Annotated in this window: 26 protein-coding genes; 24 read left to right on the forward strand and 2 right to left on the reverse strand. The window is 40.4% G+C overall.

Translation table 11 applies throughout. The features are described 5' to 3' along the window. Positions 1-22 precede the first annotated feature (22 nt). The 23 genes from rplP to BMX50_RS24730 all read left to right on the forward strand — a co-directional run bounded on the left by rplP (position 23) and on the right by BMX50_RS24730 (position 12,143). Complete coding sequence (gene rplP, locus BMX50_RS24620) at positions 23-445, forward strand: 50S ribosomal protein L16 (protein WP_090529269.1); 423 nt, start codon at positions 23-25, stop codon at positions 443-445. Between the two features lie 124 nt (positions 446-569). Then, positions 570-779: a 50S ribosomal protein L29 gene (rpmC, locus tag BMX50_RS24625; RefSeq protein WP_090529266.1), complete on the forward strand. Its 210-nt coding sequence runs from the start codon at positions 570-572 to the stop codon at positions 777-779. 20 nt (positions 780-799) lie between these two features. Next, on the forward strand, positions 800-1,054 hold the full coding sequence (gene rpsQ, locus BMX50_RS24630; protein ID WP_090529263.1) for a 30S ribosomal protein S17: 255 nt from the start codon (positions 800-802) through the stop codon (positions 1,052-1,054). 1 nt (position 1,055) lies between these two features. Continuing rightward, positions 1,056-1,424 carry a 50S ribosomal protein L14 gene (gene rplN, locus BMX50_RS24635; RefSeq protein WP_090529260.1) on the forward strand — a complete coding sequence of 123 codons (369 nt, stop codon included), beginning with the start codon at positions 1,056-1,058 and terminating at the stop codon, positions 1,422-1,424. Between the two features lies 1 nt (position 1,425). Beyond that, the gene (rplX, locus tag BMX50_RS24640; protein WP_091215966.1) at positions 1,426-1,755 is read left to right on the forward strand and encodes a 50S ribosomal protein L24; all 330 of its coding nucleotides are present in this window, start codon (positions 1,426-1,428) and stop codon (positions 1,753-1,755) included. Continuing rightward, positions 1,755-2,318: a 50S ribosomal protein L5 gene (rplE, locus tag BMX50_RS24645; RefSeq protein ID WP_091215970.1), complete on the forward strand. Its 564-nt coding sequence runs from the start codon at positions 1,755-1,757 to the stop codon at positions 2,316-2,318. The genes rplX and rplE overlap by 1 nt, the downstream gene beginning before the upstream one ends. Further along, entirely contained in the window at positions 2,311-2,580 is a 270-nt protein-coding gene (gene rpsN / locus BMX50_RS24650) for a 30S ribosomal protein S14 (protein ID WP_091215973.1), read from the forward strand. The genes rplE and rpsN overlap by 8 nt, the downstream gene beginning before the upstream one ends. Before the next feature lie 149 nt (positions 2,581-2,729). After that, a complete protein-coding gene (gene rpsH, locus BMX50_RS24655; RefSeq protein WP_091215977.1) occupies positions 2,730-3,128 on the forward strand; it encodes a 30S ribosomal protein S8 in 399 nt (132 codons plus the stop codon). Positions 3,129-3,145: 17 nt separating this feature from the next. After that, positions 3,146-3,703, forward strand: a complete 558-nt coding sequence (gene rplF / locus BMX50_RS24660; RefSeq protein ID WP_091215980.1) for a 50S ribosomal protein L6 — start codon at positions 3,146-3,148, stop codon at positions 3,701-3,703. 5 nt (positions 3,704-3,708) lie between these two features. Continuing rightward, positions 3,709-4,059, forward strand: coding sequence for a 50S ribosomal protein L18 (rplR, locus tag BMX50_RS24665; RefSeq protein ID WP_091215983.1), 351 nt, complete (start codon positions 3,709-3,711; stop codon positions 4,057-4,059). Positions 4,060-4,071: 12 nt separating this feature from the next. Then, positions 4,072-4,590, forward strand: a complete 519-nt coding sequence (gene rpsE, locus BMX50_RS24670; RefSeq protein ID WP_090529238.1) for a 30S ribosomal protein S5 — start codon at positions 4,072-4,074, stop codon at positions 4,588-4,590. Positions 4,591-4,596: 6 nt separating this feature from the next. Next, complete coding sequence (gene rpmD, locus BMX50_RS24675) at positions 4,597-4,776, forward strand: 50S ribosomal protein L30 (RefSeq protein WP_022833274.1); 180 nt, start codon at positions 4,597-4,599, stop codon at positions 4,774-4,776. A gap of 4 nt (positions 4,777-4,780) precedes the next feature. Next, on the forward strand, positions 4,781-5,227 hold the full coding sequence (rplO, locus tag BMX50_RS24680; protein ID WP_090529235.1) for a 50S ribosomal protein L15: 447 nt from the start codon (positions 4,781-4,783) through the stop codon (positions 5,225-5,227). Positions 5,228-5,232: 5 nt separating this feature from the next. Then, a complete protein-coding gene (secY, locus tag BMX50_RS24685) occupies positions 5,233-6,576 on the forward strand; it encodes a preprotein translocase subunit SecY (RefSeq protein WP_091215986.1) in 1,344 nt (447 codons plus the stop codon). A gap of 6 nt (positions 6,577-6,582) precedes the next feature. After that, complete coding sequence (gene map / locus BMX50_RS24690) at positions 6,583-7,374, forward strand: type I methionyl aminopeptidase (protein WP_091215989.1); 792 nt, start codon at positions 6,583-6,585, stop codon at positions 7,372-7,374. 64 nt (positions 7,375-7,438) lie between these two features. Further along, complete coding sequence (gene infA, locus BMX50_RS24695; RefSeq protein WP_022833270.1) at positions 7,439-7,657, forward strand: translation initiation factor IF-1; 219 nt, start codon at positions 7,439-7,441, stop codon at positions 7,655-7,657. A 4-nt stretch (positions 7,658-7,661) separates the two neighbouring features. Next, positions 7,662-7,778 carry a type B 50S ribosomal protein L36 gene (ykgO, locus tag BMX50_RS24700; protein WP_022833269.1) on the forward strand — a complete coding sequence of 39 codons (117 nt, stop codon included), beginning with the start codon at positions 7,662-7,664 and terminating at the stop codon, positions 7,776-7,778. An 89-nt stretch (positions 7,779-7,867) separates the two neighbouring features. Next, entirely contained in the window at positions 7,868-8,245 is a 378-nt protein-coding gene (gene rpsM, locus BMX50_RS24705) for a 30S ribosomal protein S13 (protein ID WP_091215993.1), read from the forward strand. 134 nt (positions 8,246-8,379) lie between these two features. Beyond that, entirely contained in the window at positions 8,380-8,769 is a 390-nt protein-coding gene (gene rpsK, locus BMX50_RS24710; protein ID WP_090529224.1) for a 30S ribosomal protein S11, read from the forward strand. A 67-nt stretch (positions 8,770-8,836) separates the two neighbouring features. Beyond that, the gene (gene rpsD / locus BMX50_RS24715) at positions 8,837-9,445 is read left to right on the forward strand and encodes a 30S ribosomal protein S4 (RefSeq protein WP_091215997.1); all 609 of its coding nucleotides are present in this window, start codon (positions 8,837-8,839) and stop codon (positions 9,443-9,445) included. Between the two features lie 191 nt (positions 9,446-9,636). Further along, the gene (locus tag BMX50_RS24720) at positions 9,637-10,629 is read left to right on the forward strand and encodes a DNA-directed RNA polymerase subunit alpha (RefSeq protein ID WP_091216000.1); all 993 of its coding nucleotides are present in this window, start codon (positions 9,637-9,639) and stop codon (positions 10,627-10,629) included. 155 nt (positions 10,630-10,784) lie between these two features. Next, a complete protein-coding gene (gene rplQ, locus BMX50_RS24725; protein ID WP_091216004.1) occupies positions 10,785-11,336 on the forward strand; it encodes a 50S ribosomal protein L17 in 552 nt (183 codons plus the stop codon). A 324-nt stretch (positions 11,337-11,660) separates the two neighbouring features. Further along, positions 11,661-12,143: a nuclear transport factor 2 family protein gene (locus BMX50_RS24730; RefSeq protein ID WP_091216007.1), complete on the forward strand. Its 483-nt coding sequence runs from the start codon at positions 11,661-11,663 to the stop codon at positions 12,141-12,143. Positions 12,144-12,223: 80 nt separating this feature from the next. Here BMX50_RS24730 and BMX50_RS24735 read toward each other — a convergent pair whose 3' ends face one another. Then, positions 12,224-12,715 carry a GNAT family N-acetyltransferase gene (locus BMX50_RS24735; RefSeq protein ID WP_167668102.1) on the reverse strand — a complete coding sequence of 164 codons (492 nt, stop codon included), beginning with the start codon at positions 12,713-12,715 and terminating at the stop codon, positions 12,224-12,226. 488 nt (positions 12,716-13,203) lie between these two features. Further along, the gene (locus BMX50_RS24740) at positions 13,204-13,494 is read right to left on the reverse strand and encodes a hypothetical protein (protein WP_091216013.1); all 291 of its coding nucleotides are present in this window, start codon (positions 13,492-13,494) and stop codon (positions 13,204-13,206) included. Between the two features lie 268 nt (positions 13,495-13,762). On the opposite strand from BMX50_RS24740, the gene dnaK reads away from it, so the two are divergent. Beyond that, positions 13,763-15,664: a molecular chaperone DnaK gene (dnaK, locus tag BMX50_RS24745; RefSeq protein ID WP_091216017.1), complete on the forward strand. Its 1,902-nt coding sequence runs from the start codon at positions 13,763-13,765 to the stop codon at positions 15,662-15,664. The last annotated feature ends 129 nt before the right edge of the window (positions 15,665-15,793 follow it).

Here is a 15,793-nt window from a genome sequence, read left to right on the forward strand (position 1 = left end):
AACGATATAAAAGCTTAAGAAAATGCTACAGCCAAAAAGAACGAAGTTCAGAAAGATGCAAAAAGGCAGGATGAAAGGTTTAGCCACTCGTGGTGCTGAACTTTCATTCGGATCTTTTGGTGTTAAATCACTCGAAGCGGCATGGATCACCAGCCGTCAGATCGAGGCTGCACGTATCGCTGTAACACGTTTTATGAAACGTGAAGGACAGGTTTGGATCAGGATATTCCCTGACAAACCTGTAACTAAAAAACCTGCAGAGGTACGTATGGGTAAAGGTAAAGGTGCTCCTGAATACTGGGTTGCGGTAGTACGCCCCGGAAGGATCATTTTTGAAGCCGAAGGTGTACCTTTGGAAGTTGCTAAAGAGGCTTTACGCCTTGCAGCACAGAAATTACCAGTGCAAACTAAATTTATTGTACGTAGGGATTACGTAGAAGCATAAATTGAGGAGTTAGTTGAAGAGTTGTAAAGTTTTAATGTTGTGAAGTTGATGCCGAATTTCACCCATCATTAATAAAACGATACAACGTTTAAACTTGCCAACAGACAACAAATAACAAAGAAAAATGAAGAACTCAGAAATTTTGGGCCTATCAACTGAAGAGATTGTTGCTAAAATCAGCGAGGAAAGGGCTACCCTAACCAAATTGAAATTTGCTCATGCAGTTTCAGCTATTGAGAACCCGTCCCGTATAACCAAAGTACGCAAAGGAATTGCTCAGTTAAATACTGAATTAACAAAACGTAAAGCGGCGGCCGCTTCTGAAAAGAATTAATTTTTTAAACATTAGTAAAAATGGAAAGAAATTTAAGAAAAACACGTACCGGCCTCGTAGTAAGCAACAAGATGGAAAAATCTATTGTTGTGGCCGTTGAGCGTAAGGTGAAACACCCTATCTATGGTAAATTCGTAAAGAAAACTACCAAATTCAAGGCTCATGATGAAAACAATACTTGTGGCGTAGGCGATACAGTATTGATCATGGAAACCCGCCCGCTGAGCAAAACCAAAAACTGGCGATTAGTTGAAATTTTAGAAAGGGCTAAATAAGATGGTACAACAGGAATCAAGATTAACAGTAGCCGACAATAGCGGCGCTAAAGAAGTTTTAGTGATCCGTGTATTAGGTGGTACCGGTAAAAGGTATGCATCAATCGGCGATAAAATTGTGGTTACCGTAAAAAGCGCTTTACCATCAGGTAACGTGAAAAAAGGTACCGTATCAAAAGCCGTAGTTGTGCGTACTAAAAAAGAGATCCGCAGAAAAGACGGTTCATATATCCGTTTCGACGATAACGCAGCTGTGTTGTTAAACAACCAGGACGAGCCAAGAGGTACACGTATCTTTGGCCCTGTTGCAAGGGAACTGCGCGAGAAACAATTTATGAAAATTGTATCATTAGCACCGGAGGTATTGTAACATGGAAAAGAAAGTAAAATTAAAGATCCGTAAAGGCGACCTGGTTAAAGTTATCGCCGGCGATTCAAAAGGATCACAAGGCAAAATCGTTGAGGTTTTGGTAGATAAGAACAGGGCTATTGTTGAAGGTGCCAATATGGTATCAAAACATACTAAACCTAATGCTGCTAACCCTAACGGCGGAATTGTTAAACAAGAAGCTGCTATACATATTTCAAACCTAATGCTGGTTGATCCTAAAACAGGTAATACAACCCGTGTTGGCCGTCAGAAAAACGAAGCCGGCAAATTAGTAAGGGTAGCAAAAAAATCAGGGGAGGAAATTAAGTAATGACTTACGTACCAAGATTAAAATCAAAATACAAGGAAGAGATCCGCACCGCACTGAAAGATAAATTTCAGTACAAAAGCGTAATGCAGGTTCCTAAATTGGAGAAAATTGCCATTAACCAGGGTGTAGGTGGTGCAACTACCGACAAGAAATTGATCGAGAACACCATCACTGAGTTAACTACCATCACTGGTCAGCAAGCAGTATCTTCAAAATCTAAAAAAGATATCTCAAACTTTAAATTGCGTAAAAATATGCCGGTTGGCGTACGTGTTACCCTGCGTGACAACACAATGTATGAGTTTTTGGATCGTTTAATCGCTGTTGCCCTGCCACGTATCCGTGATTTCAAAGGCATTAACGATAAAGGTTTTGACGGAAGAGGCAACTATACATTAGGTATTACTGAGCAAATTATCTTCCCTGAGATAAATATTGATAAAATCAATAAAATCCAAGGTATGGATATTACCTTTGTAACCTCCGCAACAAACGATGTTGAAGCATTGGAGTTGTTGAAACAATTTGGTTTACCATTTAAAAATCAAAATAGCAATGGCTAAAGAAGGTGTAAAAGCACGTGAAGTAAAGCGCGCAAAATTAGTAGCTAAATTCGCTGAAAAAAGAGCTGCTTTGAAAGAAGCAGGTGATTACGCTGCTTTAGATAAATTACCAAAAGCATCATCACCGGTAAAATTGCACAACCGTTGCAAATTAACCGGCCGCCCTCGTGGTTATATGCGTCAGTTTGGCATTTCACGTGTTACATTCCGTGAAATGGCTCTTGAAGGCAAGATCCCGGGAGTAAAAAAAGCAAGCTGGTAAGCAAAAGCTGAAAGCAAAAATGCGAAAAGCGTAAGGCATAAAAGCTTTAGGCTTTTTGCTTTATGCATTAAGCTTGAAATGAATGAATTAACCGATGGAAGGTCGCCCGGGATGTTACCGGAAGGAAACCACCGTCATAACACAATAAAATGAATACAGATCCAATCGCAGATTATCTTACAAGAGTAAGGAATGCTATTAAAGCCAACCACCGGGTTGTTGAAATTCCTGCATCAAATCTGAAGAAGGAAATCACTAAGGTGCTTTTCGACAAAGGTTACATTGCAAATTACAAGTTTGAGGAAAATGGTCCTCAGGGCACTATCAAAGTTGCTTTGAAATACCACCCGATAACTAAAATTTCTGCTATCCGCAGCATTTCGCGCATCAGCAAACCAGGTTTGAGGAAATACGCAGGTATGGAAAACATGCCACGTGTATTAAATGGTTTAGGTATCGCCATCCTGTCAACTTCTAAAGGCGTTATGTCTGATAAAGAAGCTCGTCAGCAAAATGTTGGTGGTGAGGTTTTATGCTACGTTTATTAATCGAAGAAATTTAAGCAATGTCAAGAGTAGGAAAAGCACCGATAGCACTGCCACAAGGAGTAACCGTTACAGTTGCAGCAGATAATGTTGTTACCGTAAAAGGTCCTAAAGGCCAGTTGCAGCAGGCAATTGATAGCGATATCACTATTGCACAGGAAGACGGTCAGTTACTGGTTCAACGCCCGTCTGATCAAAAACGTCACAAAGCGTTACATGGTTTATACCGCGCGCTTTTAAATAACATGGTAATTGGTGTAACCGAAGGTTACAAAGTAACCCAGGAATTAGTGGGTGTAGGTTACCGTGCTACCAATACAGGCAATACATTAGATTTAGTGTTGGGTTTCTCTCACCACTACGTATTTGAATTGCCACAAGAAATTAAAGTTACAACCACTGCTGATAAGGGTAAAAACCCAACCATCATCCTTGAGTCAATTGACAAACAGTTAATTGGTCAGGTAGCAGCTAAAATCCGTTCATTACGTGCTCCAGAGCCTTACAAAGGTAAAGGTATCAAGTTCCAGGGCGAGATTTTAAGAAGAAAAGCAGGTAAATCAGCATCTAAAAAATAATCGTCATGGGAGCTAAACTATCAAGAAGAGACAGGATTAAAAAAGGCATCAGAAAACGCCTTTCAGGATCGTCAGAGCGTCCTCGCCTGTCAGTATTTAGAAGTAATAAAGGTATTTATGCGCAGATCATTGACGATGTAACCGGTAAAACTTTAGTTTCAGCATCATCTTTATCAAAAGATTTTGCCGCTGAAGGTACAAAATCAGATCAATCAGTAGCTGTAGGTAAATTAGTAGCTTCAAAAGCTATTGCTGCAGGTATTAAAGATGTGGTTTTCGACAGGAACGGTTACCTGTACCATGGCCGTGTTAAGTCATTGGCCGAAGGTGCACGTGAAGGTGGTTTAAACTTTTAATCGAAAAGAGAAATGTCAACAATCAACATAAAAAGAGTAAAAACAAGCGAGATCGAATTAAAAGACCGCTTGGTAAGCATACAGCGTGTTGCCAAAGTAACCAAAGGTGGCCGTACTTTCAGCTTCTCTGCCATTGTGGTAGTAGGTGATGAAAACGGTGTTGTAGGTTACGGCTTGGGTAAAGCTAAAGAGGTAACTGAAGCTATTGCAAAAGGCATTGATGATGCTAAAAAGAACCTGGTAAAAGTTCCAATCATTAACGGAACTGTACCTCATGAGCAAATTGGTAAATTTAGCGGTGGTTTTGTTTTCATTAAACCAGCAGCTAATGGTACCGGTGTAATTGCAGGTGGTGCTATGCGTGCCGTATTAGAGTCGGCAGGCGTACACAACGTATTGGCAAAATCAAAAGGTTCATCAAACCCGCACAACGTGGTAAAAGCAACCGTATCGGCATTAGCCCAGTTACGTGATGCAAATACAGTAGCACAACAACGCGGAATTAGTTTAGGTAAAGTATTTAACGGATAATCAGTCATGGCTAAGATCAAAATAACACAGATTAAGAGCGTGATCGACAGAACGGAACGCCAGAAAAAAACAATCGAGGCTTTAGGCTTGCGTAAAATTAACCACAGTGTGGAAGTTGAGGCTACACCTGCTATAGTTGGGATGGTTAGAAAAGTGAACCACCTGGTAGCGGTTGAAAATATTTAATATCATGAATTTAAGTAATTTAAAACCTGCAGAAGGTTCAACCAAAAATAGAAAAAGAATTGGCCGTGGTACAGGTTCTGGCCGTGGCGGTACGTCAACCCGTGGCCACAAAGGCGCCGGTTCACGTTCAGGCACCAGCACCAAAGTAGGCTTTGAAGGCGGTCAGATGCCTTTACAGCGCCGTGTGCCTAAGGTAGGCTTTAAAAACCCTAACCGTGTTGAGTACACAGGTGTAAACCTTGACGTACTTCAGGAATTAGTAACAAAATTTTCACTTACTGCTGTTGATTTTGATACTTTGAAAGAGCACGGTTTGGTATCACGTAACGACCTGGTTAAGATCCTGGGCCGTGGTGAGCTTACTGCCAAATTAGAAGTTAAAGCACATGCATTTACTGCTACAGCTCAAAAAGCTATTGAAGCTGCAGGTGGTACCATAGTTAAGTTATAATTTCGATGAAGAAATTTTTCACCACATTATCCAATATCTGGAAAATCGAAGATCTGAGAGTGCGTATTATTAACACACTCTTATTTCTTTTAATATATCGTGTAGGCTCATTCGTTGTTTTACCCGGCGTTAACGCTGCGATAGCATCAACCCAAAAGGCAGAAGGATTAGTAGGATTGCTGAATATGTTTGCAGGAGGTTCGTTTTCACGTTCCTCTATTTTCGCGTTAGGTGTTATGCCTTACATTTCGGCTTCAATTGTGGTGCAACTGCTGGGTATTGCCGTTCCGTATTTTACCAAATTGCAAAAAGAAGGTGAAAGCGGCCGCAACAAGCTAAACCAATGGACCCGCTACCTAACAATAGGTATTACCTTTTTACAGGCTATAGGCTATCTTAAATCGCAGGTTGCTGCCGATGCAAGGACTATCGCAGATCCTTTCACCTTTATCTTCCTTAACACTTTCGTGTTAACGGCAGGTACATTATTTGTAATGTGGTTAGGTGAAAAAATCACTGATAAAGGTATCGGTAATGGTATATCACTCATCATCATGGTGGGTATCATAGCCCAGTTACCAATGGCATTTACTACCGAGTTTGTTTCGCGTAATGGCGGCGCAGGTGGTTTGATCGCATTTATTGTTGAGATAGTGGCCCTTATTGGTGTGGTAATGTTTACTATACTGATTGTACAGGGAACACGTAAAATTTCGGTACAATACGCTAAACGTATTGTGGGTAACAAACAATATGGTGGTGTGCGCCAGTATATACCTTTAAAGGTAAATGCTGCCGGTGTAATGCCAATCATATTTGCTCAGGCATTAATGTTTATACCGCAAACTGTATCGCAGTTTTTCCCTAATGTATCATCAAATGGTATATTAATAGCTTTGGCTAACTATAACTCATGGGAGCATAACCTGTTGTTTGGTATCCTGATCATCCTGTTCACTTATTTCTATACAGCTATTACAGTTAATCCTAACCAAATGGCTGATGATATGAAGAAGAACGGTGGCTTTATACCGGGCATTAAACCAGGCCGTACTACTGCTGAGTTTATTGATGGCGTAATTTCAAAGATAACTTTACCAGGATCAGTATTCCTGGCTATTATAGCAATCATTCCGGCACTTGCCAGTTTGGTTGGTGTATCTCCGGTATTTGCAAGGTTTTTTGGCGGTACTTCGCTGATCATCCTGGTGGGTGTTGTGCTTGATACATTACAGCAAATAGAAAGTCACTTGTTGATGCGCCATTATGATGGTTTAATGAAAACCGGACGGATTAAGGGACGTACAGCTATGCCTGCCGCTGCCGGTACCAGTCCGACAGCGATTTAATTAGTAATGTCAAAAATCAATTATAAGTCTGTCGAAGAGATAGAACTCATAAGAGAAAGTTCTTTACTTGTTTCTAAAACACTCGGAGAGATAGCTAAGGTTATCGCTCCGGGTGTTAAAACAATAGAACTGGATAAGCTTGCCGAAACCTTTATCAGGGACAACGGCGGTGTGCCTGCCTTTTTAAACTATCACGGATTTCCTTACTCACTGTGTATCTCTCTGAACGATCAGGTTGTACATGGCTTCCCCGGATCGCATGTTTTAACCGAAGGCGACCTGGTATCTGTTGATTGCGGTGTTATTTTAAATAAATACTACGGCGATTCGGCTTATACCTTTGCTATTGGTGAGGTTAGCGCTGAAGTTAAGAAACTGATGCGTGTTACCCAGGAATGTTTAAAGCTGGGTGTTGAGAAAGCGGTTGTAGGAATGCGTATAGGCGATATAGGTCATGCGGTACAGGAGCATGCTGAAAAGAATGGCTTTGGCGTAGTGAAGGAATTGGTAGGGCACGGTGTTGGCTTAAAACTGCACGAAAAGCCTGAGGTTCCTAATTATGGCAAACGCGGCGCAGGCATCAAGCTTGAAGAAGGAATGGTGATAGCTATCGAACCGATGATCAATGCCGGCCGTGCCGGTGTTAAATTCTGGGATGATGGCTGGACAGTTTCAACTTCAGACAAGAAACCTTCGGCACATTATGAGCATACGGTAGCAGTACGCAAAGGTACACCAGACATTTTATCGACGTTTGATTACGTAGAAAATGTTTTAAAAGAAAAAAATAATAATTAAATAATTTTTTATTAATTTTGCATCCCGGTTTTAGGGCGGATAATTAAGTAATAATCAACAAAATATGGCTAAACAATCTTCGATTGAGCAAGACGGTACAATTAGGGAGGCATTGTCAAATGCAATGTTCAGGGTTGAACTTGAAAATGGTCATGAGATTATAGCGCACATATCGGGCAAAATGCGTATGCACTACATTAAAATTCTTCCTGGCGACAGGGTGAAATTGGAAATGAGCCCATACGATTTAACAAAGGGTAGAATAACCTATAGATATAAATAAAAAGATGAAAGTTAGAGCATCCATCAAAAAGCGCAGCGCTGATTGCAAGATCATCCGCCGTAACGGGAAACTTTACGTTATTAACAAAAAGAACCCGAAGTTTAAACAACGCCAGGGCTAATAACAATTACTGAATTGGAGAATGTTGAATTACTGATGATAGCGATTCGATAATTCAATGATTCGATAACTCAATAAACTACAAGAAATATGGCAAGGATTTCAGGTATTGATTTACCAAAGAATAAAAGAGGAGAAATCGGACTTACTTACATTTACGGTATCGGCCGTTCAACAGCTCAAAGGATTTTAGCTGAAGCAGGCATCGACGTAAATATCAAAGTACAAGACTGGACCGATGAGCAATTAGCTGCTATACGTGGTATCATCAACGAGCAAATTAAAGTTGAAGGTGCTTTACGTTCAGAAGTACAGCTTAACATTAAACGTTTGATGGATATTGGTTGCTACCGTGGTACACGTCACCGTAAAGGTTTACCATTACGTGGTCAGCGTACTAAAAACAACTCACGTACCCGTAAAGGTAAACGTAAAACAGTTGCTAACAAGAAAAAAGCTACTAAGTAGTAAGTGATTGGTGAGCAGAGAGCGGTGAGTAGTTGTCGCTTTAAGATCGCCAGGAATACCTCATTTGAAAATTATAATTAATGAGTCCGAGTTATTCGCTAATTCAGTAATTCATTAATTCAAAAATTAAAAAAATGGCTAAAGCTAAAAAAGTTACCAAAAAACGCATTGTGATTGTTGAGCCTGTTGGCGAAGCGCATATCAATGCTACTTTCAACAACATCATCATCACCCTTACCAACAAAACCGGCCAGGCAGTATCTTGGTCATCAGCTGGTAAAATGGGTTTTAAAGGTTCAAAAAAGAACACTCCTTACGCTGCCTCACAAGCTGCTGCCGATTGCGGTAAAGTTGCTTATGACTTAGGTTTACGTAAAGTTGAAGTGTTTGTAAAAGGCCCTGGTGCCGGTCGTGAATCTGCTATCCGTACTTTGCAAACTGCAGGTATCGAAGTAACTACGATTAAAGATATTACACCGCTTCCGCACAACGGTTGCCGTCCTTCAAAAAGAAGAAGAGTTTAATTAACATATTTTTTAAAGCTAAGATTCAGCAGCTACAGGTTGCCTGATACTTTAAGAACACACAAAAATGGCCAGATATACAGGACCAAAATCCAAAATTGCCCGTCGTTTCCGTGAGCCGATCTTCGGTCCGGATAAAGCGTTAGATCGTAAAAACTATCCACCGGGCCAACATGGCGCGTCAAAACGTCGTGGAAAGCAATCAGAGTATTCAACTCAGTTGCAAGAGAAACAAAAAGTTAAATACACTTACGGTGTATTAGAACGTCAGTTCGAAAACTTATTTCACCGTGCTTCAGCTAAAGAAGGCATCACAGGCGAAAACCTGTTGAAATTCTTAGAAGCACGTTTAGATAACGCTGTTTTCCGTTTAGGTATTGCTCCTACTCGTTCAGCAGCACGTCAGTTGGTTAACCACAAACACATCACTGTTAACGGTGCTGTTGTAAACATCGCTTCATATGCATTGAAAGCTGGTGACGTGGTTGCAGTACGTGAAAAATCTAAATCATTAGAGGCTATCACTACTTCAGTAGCCGGTAGAAGAATCAACAAATACAGCTGGTTAGAGTGGGATGCGAATAACTTAACAGGTAAATTCCTTAACTATCCTAACCGCGATGAGATCCCTGAAAACATCAAGGAAAACCTGATCGTCGAGTTGTACTCAAAATAATAAGATATTGGATATTAGATGTGAGATTTGGGACTTGTTCTCAAATCTCATTTCTGGTTACATACGTAAACAAATCAATCATAAGAATGTTCTTAGGTACCAGATAGTTGAACAAAGACGGTTAAATGTCTTAAATCTAATATCTCAAATCTCAGATCTATTAATTAGTAAACAATAAATAAAGGATATAAATGGCAATTTTAGCATTTCAAAAACCAGACAAGGTTATCATGCAAAAAGCAAATGATTTTGATGGTACGTTTGAATTTCGTCCGTTAGAACCAGGCTTTGGTGTAACCATTGGTAATGCTCTGCGTCGTATCTTACTTTCATCACTTGAAGGTTATGCAATTACTTCTGTTCGTTTTTCGGGAGTAACTCATGAATTTTCAACCATCAAAGGTGTTGTTGAAGACGTAACCGAGATCATCCTGAACCTTAAACAAGTTCGTTTTAAGAAAACAGGTGAATCTGGCGACAGCGAGAAAATATTTGTTATTGTAAATGGCCAGGATGCATTTAAAGCAGGAGATATTACCAAATTCTCTAACAACTTTACTGTATTAAATCCTGATTTGGTACTTTGCAACATGGACCCTTCAGTAACGCTTGAAGTTGAGCTTACTGTAGGTAAAGGCCGTGGTTATGTACCAAGCGAGGAAAATAAAAATCCTGACGCTAATGTTGGTGTTATAGCTATCGACTCGATCTATACCCCAATCAAAAACGTAAAATATACCATCGAAAACTATCGTGTTGAGCAAAAAACCGACTATGAAAAATTAGTATTGGATATTGCTACCGATGGTTCAATCCATCCTGAAGATGCTTTGAAAGAAGCAGCTAAAATCCTGATCCAGCACTTTATGCTGTTCAGCGATGAAAACATGATGCTTGAAGCACAGGCTAAAGAAGAAACCAAAGAAGTTGACGAAGAGATCCTGCACATGCGCAAGATCCTTAAAACCGAATTGGTTGATCTTGACCTTTCTGTACGTGCCCTTAACTGCCTTAAAGCTGCTGATATCCGCAGCCTGGCTGATCTGGTATCGTACGATGTTGCTGATATGTTAAAATTCAGGAACTTTGGTAAAAAATCGTTGACTGAAATCCAGGACCTGGTTAAATCAAAAGGCTTATCTTTTGGCATGAACCTGTCTAAATTTAAGTTAGACGAAGAATAAGAAAGAAGCAAGACGCTGAGAAGCAAGAATCAAGATATTATGTCTTGTTTCTTGATTTCTTAACTCTTGGTTCTTGTTGCAAACATTAAGCGAAAGCATAATTCCGAGGGCTTGAGCCTATCGCCCAACGGTATGCACGTGAAATATATAAAACAATGAGACACGGAAACAAAAACAATCACTTAGGCCGTACTACAGCCCATCGTAAAGCGATGCTGGCTAATATGGCAACTTCGCTTATTTTACACAAGCGTATCACTACAACATTAGCAAAAGCAAAAGTTTTACGCGGTTATGTTGAGCCACTTTTAACAAAATCAAAAAACGATACTACGCACTCACGTCGTACAGTATTTAGCTACCTTCAGGATAAAGATGCTACTTCAATCTTGTTCCGTGAAGTTGCTGAGAAAATTGCTAACCGCCCAGGTGGTTACACCCGTATCATCAAGTTAGAAAACCGTTTAGGCGATAATGCTGAAATGGCAATCATCGAGCTTGTTGATTACAACACTGTTTACGGTGCTGACGCTGCTGCTCCTGCTAAGAAATCAACCCGTCGTCGTGGTGGTTCTGGTGCGAAAGCTAAAACTGCTGCTCCTGTAGCTGCAGAAGAAGCTGTAGTAGTTGAAGACGTTAAAGAAGAGCCGGCTGCTGAAGCACCTGCACCTTCTGAAAACGAAGAAAATGCTGAAAAAGGCGAATAATTAATTATTCATCTCAACAGATACTAAAAGCGGCCCGCTCATTGAGCAGGCCGTTTTTGTTTTAATTGGCTTCTTTTATCTGTAAGCGGGTTGTTTTGAACGGTGGATGTAAATGTGCGTTTCGCCAACCCCGAACGCGTTTTACTAAATCTTTAACTCCTGGTATTGTTTTAATGTTCTCAGGCTTACAAAAGTTTCATTGTTAGAAATTTTACAATTTTTGTATAAATTTCTAATAGTCAGTTGATTAGCGTATTTTTTTGATTTATTGTTGTTAAATTTAAGTGGTATTGTAATCAAGTTTAACCCTTAAATCCTAAAACAATGAAAAATTTTTTGATCGTGCTTTTTGTATTGTTAGCTGGTAATACATTAGCCCAGGCGCCAAAAAAGAACGGCACCATTTATAAAGAACATCCATATATTACTATTGTTAATAACTCCACCAACCTGTTTATAAAGCAGGATTGGAATGGCCTCGCAAAGTTGTATGCCGATACAGCTATATTTTATGATCCAACAAGTCCTAAGAAAATTTCCCTTGCTGATCAGAAAAAGGGCTGGGCTGCTATAGCGAAAGATTGGGGCCAGATAAAAATAGTGAAGGTAGGATACCCGGACGGTCTTCAATATGATAAAGATCCTTTTACTGTACAATCGTGGTGGACGGTAACTGCTGTAAATAAAAAAACAAAGAAAACGGCTAAATTTCATCTGGTACAGTTTGATGAGTTTAATAAAGCCGGCAAAATTGCAGTAGAGATAGCTTATTACGATCAAACTCCACTTATCGATGCTTCAAAGTAGTTAGAAAGTTAAACGTTTTAGATATTAAAAGACTTACGACGCCCTCTGGGGGAATAATCGTAAGTCTTTTTTTGATACTGTTACCTGTTTAACTTATAGGTAAGCAACCCTGCTTCGTCACCTCTTAGCGTGAACCCGCATTTATCAAGGATCCTTCTTGATGGCAGGTTATCGGCATAGGTATGCACTATAATTGCTTTCACAAATTCATGGGTAAATGCCCATTGCGAAAGCAGTTGCAACGCTTCGGTAGCGAAGCCTTTGTTTTGCTGATTGGCATCGATCATATAACCTATCTCCGCTTCGCCCAAGTCATTAGGATATCCGGCGAAGCCCATGCCGCCGATAACGGTGTTGGTGCTTTTAAGAACGATTTCCCAGCCGGTATACCAAAGGTGTTTATCGGGGAAGGCAAGCGTATTGGGCAGCCAGAAACTATCGAAGGCGTCCTCAATCTCTTTGATATATAATGGATCGATCAGCATAGCCGATGGAGTTAAGCCGATAGATAGTTCCAGCAGCTTACGGTCTTGTTTAAGTAATAATAATTGTTCGTGTGTTAACGGTATCATTTGTAACCGTTGTGACTGTATAGAAAACATTTGATGTTGGGAATTAAATAACAATAAGAAACCAGTTCGCTTTTTTAAAGAGAAGGTACAGCCGGTGTGTTGTTGGCTGTTTGTTATACAATTCCAGGCAGTGTGATGAGCCTGTTGAGTGTGTTAAGTAACAGAGGCGTTTTATTTATTGATATAAATGTAAGGATTTTATTAAAAGCCTTTAGCATTATAAAAACGTAAAGTGCGTTAGGGATAGTAGCGGAAAGCCCACAGCGTGGGTAGGGTTTGCGCGCAGGTAAGGCGAGGACTTGTAGCGGATAGCCCGGGCCGCAGGCAACGCCATTACTTAGAACCGTTGATTAGAATGATTGCATTGATTCCGCTGATTTTTTGTCTGAATTCGAATTAAACGAATTAAAGAATTTTTAAAATTGCCCGACATTCTGCTAACTTCTTGATTCTATAAGCTCCCGTTCATACAAATACAACTTTACCCGTCACTCATCAATATAAAACTTGATATCATTAAACCGGCTGCGACCCTCGCGTACAAAATTTCCATCGATATTATAAAGTACATCGCCAAAAAGGGTCCGGCCTTTCCTGATCAGGTTACCGTCGATGTTGCAAACTACATCCCCAAACATCCCTTGTCCTTTTTTTACTATTTTGCCGTCTATAGTATATAAGATATCGCCAAAACGGCCCTGGCCTTTCCGCACATAATTGCCGTCGATAGTATAAAGTACGGTTCCAAACCTGTTATTGCCTTCTCTGATATATTTCATAGCGGTGTTATGATAACGTGTTTTAAGTTAGACGATATACTGCCAATTAGCAAATACAAAACAACCTTTTGCCTTTAACCTTTCGCCTTTCACCTTAAACTACCTCCACAATCCCTGCCAACCTGTCATCACAAAGTAAGCTATCCTGTCGCCTTGTTCATGAACTGACAATTACATGCAATTTTTACTGCCATTGGCATATTGGCACACGCATTGATGAATAGCGGTGGTAAGTAAACAATAAATCAAAAAGAAAAAACAATCATATATGTCTAAAATAATTGGAATCGACTTAGGAACAACTAACTCCTGCGTTGCTGTAATGGAAGGCAACGAGCCTGTAGTTATAGCTAACAGCGAGGGTAAACGTACTACGCCGTCTGTAGTAGCTTTTATTGATAATGGCGAACGTAAAGTTGGTGACCCTGCAAAACGTCAGGCTATCACAAACCCTACAAAAACCATTTCGTCAATCAAACGCTTTATGGGTAACCAGTTTAGTGAAGTTACAAGTGAAGCGGCACGTGTACCTTATAAAGTAGTTAAAGGCGACAACAACACTCCACGTGTTGAAATTGGCGACCGTAAATATACCCCACAAGAAATTTCTGCAATGATCCTTCAAAAAATGAAGAAAACTGCCGAAGATTTCTTAGGTACCGAAGTAACCGAAGCGGTTATTACCGTTCCTGCTTACTTTAATGATGCTCAGCGTCAGGCTACTAAAGAAGCCGGTGAAATTGCAGGTTTAAAAGTTCGCCGTATCATTAACGAGCCTACTGCTGCTGCTTTGGCTTACGGTTTTGATAAAGCACACAAGGATATGAAAATTGCTGTGTTTGACTGCGGTGGTGGTACGCATGACGTATCTATCCTGGAGTTGGGCGATGGCGTTTTCGAAGTTAAATCAACTGATGGCGATACTCACTTAGGTGGTGACGACTTTGACCAGGTAATTATTGACTGGTTGGCAGAAGAATTTAAAAGCGATGAAGGTATCGACCTGCGTAAAGACCCAATGGCTTTACAACGCTTAAAAGAATCGGCCGAGAAAGCTAAAATTGAATTATCAAGCTCAGCTCAAACTGAAATCAACCTGCCATACATCACTGCAGTTGATGGCATGCCTAAACACTTGGTTAAAACTTTAACCCGTGCTAAATTTGAGCAACTGGCTGATAACCTGATCAAACGTACTATTGAGCCTTGTAAATCAGCTTTGAAAAATGCTGGCTTAAGCACTTCTGATATCGACGAAGTGATTTTGGTAGGTGGTTCAACCCGTATCCCTGCTATCCAGGAAGCTGTACAAAAATTCTTTGGTAAAGCTCCTTCAAAAGGTGTTAACCCAGATGAAGTTGTTGCTATCGGTGCTGCTATCCAGGGTGGTGTATTAACAGGTGAGGTTAAGGACGTATTGTTACTTGACGTTACCCCGCTTTCATTAGGTATCGAAACTATGGGTGGTGTAATGACTAAATTGATCGAGTCAAACACTACTATCCCTACTAAAAAATCTGAAACTTTCTCAACCGCCAGCGACAGCCAGCCATCAGTTGAGATCCACATATTACAAGGTGAGCGCCCAATGGCTGCGGGTAACCGTACTATAGGTCGTTTCCACTTGGATGGCATTCCACCAGCACCTCGCGGTGTACCACAAATTGAAGTTACTTTCGATATTGATGCTAACGGTATCCTGCATGTATCTGCAAAAGATAAAGCTACAGGTAAAGAGCAAAAAATCCGTATCGAAGCTTCTTCAGGTTTAACTGATGCCGAGATCAAAAAGATGAAGGATGAAGCTGAAGCTAATGCTGATGCTGACAAAAAGGCAAAAGAAGAAGTTGAAAAACTGAACGCTGCCGATGCCCTGATCTTCTCGACAGAAAAACAACTGAAAGAATACGGCGATAAGATCCCTGCTGATAAAAAAGCACCTATCGAAGCTGGTTTAGCTAAATTGAAAGAAGCTTATTCAGCTAAAAACTTTGATGCTATCGAAGCTGCACAAACCGAGCTTAACACTGCCTGGACTGCTGCATCTGAAGATATGTACAAAGCTTCTGCCGAAGGCGCTCAAGGTGCACCAAATGCCGGTGATAACGGTGCAGGTGCACAAGACAACTCTGACACTGTAACAGATGTTGATTTTGAAGAAGTGAAATAATTAATTTTGTTTTATAACAGAAGCCCGGTTTGGTTAATTCCAGACCGGGCTTTTTTGTGGGATGGGAAGCTTTGTGGCTAAAGCATGGAGTTGAACGAGGCACCTACGGAGCCAGGAAAGATTTCTATT

The organism is Mucilaginibacter gossypiicola (assembly GCF_900110105.1).
GTDB classification, from domain to species: domain Bacteria; phylum Bacteroidota; class Bacteroidia; order Sphingobacteriales; family Sphingobacteriaceae; genus Mucilaginibacter; species Mucilaginibacter gossypiicola.

Coding starts and splice junctions, on each gene's coding strand:
- rplP (WP_090529269.1), top strand. CDS start 23: ATGCTACAGCCAAAAAGAACGAAGTTCAGAAAGATGCAAAAAGGCAGG.
- rpmC (WP_090529266.1), top strand. CDS start 570: ATGAAGAACTCAGAAATTTTGGGCCTATCAACTGAAGAGATTGTTGCT.
- rpsQ (WP_090529263.1), top strand. CDS start 800: ATGGAAAGAAATTTAAGAAAAACACGTACCGGCCTCGTAGTAAGCAAC.
- rplN (WP_090529260.1), top strand. CDS start 1,056: ATGGTACAACAGGAATCAAGATTAACAGTAGCCGACAATAGCGGCGCT.
- rplX (WP_091215966.1), top strand. CDS start 1,426: ATGGAAAAGAAAGTAAAATTAAAGATCCGTAAAGGCGACCTGGTTAAA.
- rplE (WP_091215970.1), top strand. CDS start 1,755: ATGACTTACGTACCAAGATTAAAATCAAAATACAAGGAAGAGATCCGC.
- rpsN (WP_091215973.1), top strand. CDS start 2,311: ATGGCTAAAGAAGGTGTAAAAGCACGTGAAGTAAAGCGCGCAAAATTA.
- rpsH (WP_091215977.1), top strand. CDS start 2,730: ATGAATACAGATCCAATCGCAGATTATCTTACAAGAGTAAGGAATGCT.
- rplF (WP_091215980.1), top strand. CDS start 3,146: ATGTCAAGAGTAGGAAAAGCACCGATAGCACTGCCACAAGGAGTAACC.
- rplR (WP_091215983.1), top strand. CDS start 3,709: ATGGGAGCTAAACTATCAAGAAGAGACAGGATTAAAAAAGGCATCAGA.
- rpsE (WP_090529238.1), top strand. CDS start 4,072: ATGTCAACAATCAACATAAAAAGAGTAAAAACAAGCGAGATCGAATTA.
- rpmD (WP_022833274.1), top strand. CDS start 4,597: ATGGCTAAGATCAAAATAACACAGATTAAGAGCGTGATCGACAGAACG.
- rplO (WP_090529235.1), top strand. CDS start 4,781: ATGAATTTAAGTAATTTAAAACCTGCAGAAGGTTCAACCAAAAATAGA.
- secY (WP_091215986.1), top strand. CDS start 5,233: ATGAAGAAATTTTTCACCACATTATCCAATATCTGGAAAATCGAAGAT.
- map (WP_091215989.1), top strand. CDS start 6,583: ATGTCAAAAATCAATTATAAGTCTGTCGAAGAGATAGAACTCATAAGA.
- infA (WP_022833270.1), top strand. CDS start 7,439: ATGGCTAAACAATCTTCGATTGAGCAAGACGGTACAATTAGGGAGGCA.
- ykgO (WP_022833269.1), top strand. CDS start 7,662: ATGAAAGTTAGAGCATCCATCAAAAAGCGCAGCGCTGATTGCAAGATC.
- rpsM (WP_091215993.1), top strand. CDS start 7,868: ATGGCAAGGATTTCAGGTATTGATTTACCAAAGAATAAAAGAGGAGAA.
- rpsK (WP_090529224.1), top strand. CDS start 8,380: ATGGCTAAAGCTAAAAAAGTTACCAAAAAACGCATTGTGATTGTTGAG.
- rpsD (WP_091215997.1), top strand. CDS start 8,837: ATGGCCAGATATACAGGACCAAAATCCAAAATTGCCCGTCGTTTCCGT.
- BMX50_RS24720 (WP_091216000.1), top strand. CDS start 9,637: ATGGCAATTTTAGCATTTCAAAAACCAGACAAGGTTATCATGCAAAAA.
- rplQ (WP_091216004.1), top strand. CDS start 10,785: ATGAGACACGGAAACAAAAACAATCACTTAGGCCGTACTACAGCCCAT.
- BMX50_RS24730 (WP_091216007.1), top strand. CDS start 11,661: ATGAAAAATTTTTTGATCGTGCTTTTTGTATTGTTAGCTGGTAATACA.
- BMX50_RS24735 (WP_167668102.1), bottom strand. CDS start 12,715: ATGATACCGTTAACACACGAACAATTATTATTACTTAAACAAGACCGT.
- BMX50_RS24740 (WP_091216013.1), bottom strand. CDS start 13,494: ATGAAATATATCAGAGAAGGCAATAACAGGTTTGGAACCGTACTTTAT.
- dnaK (WP_091216017.1), top strand. CDS start 13,763: ATGTCTAAAATAATTGGAATCGACTTAGGAACAACTAACTCCTGCGTT.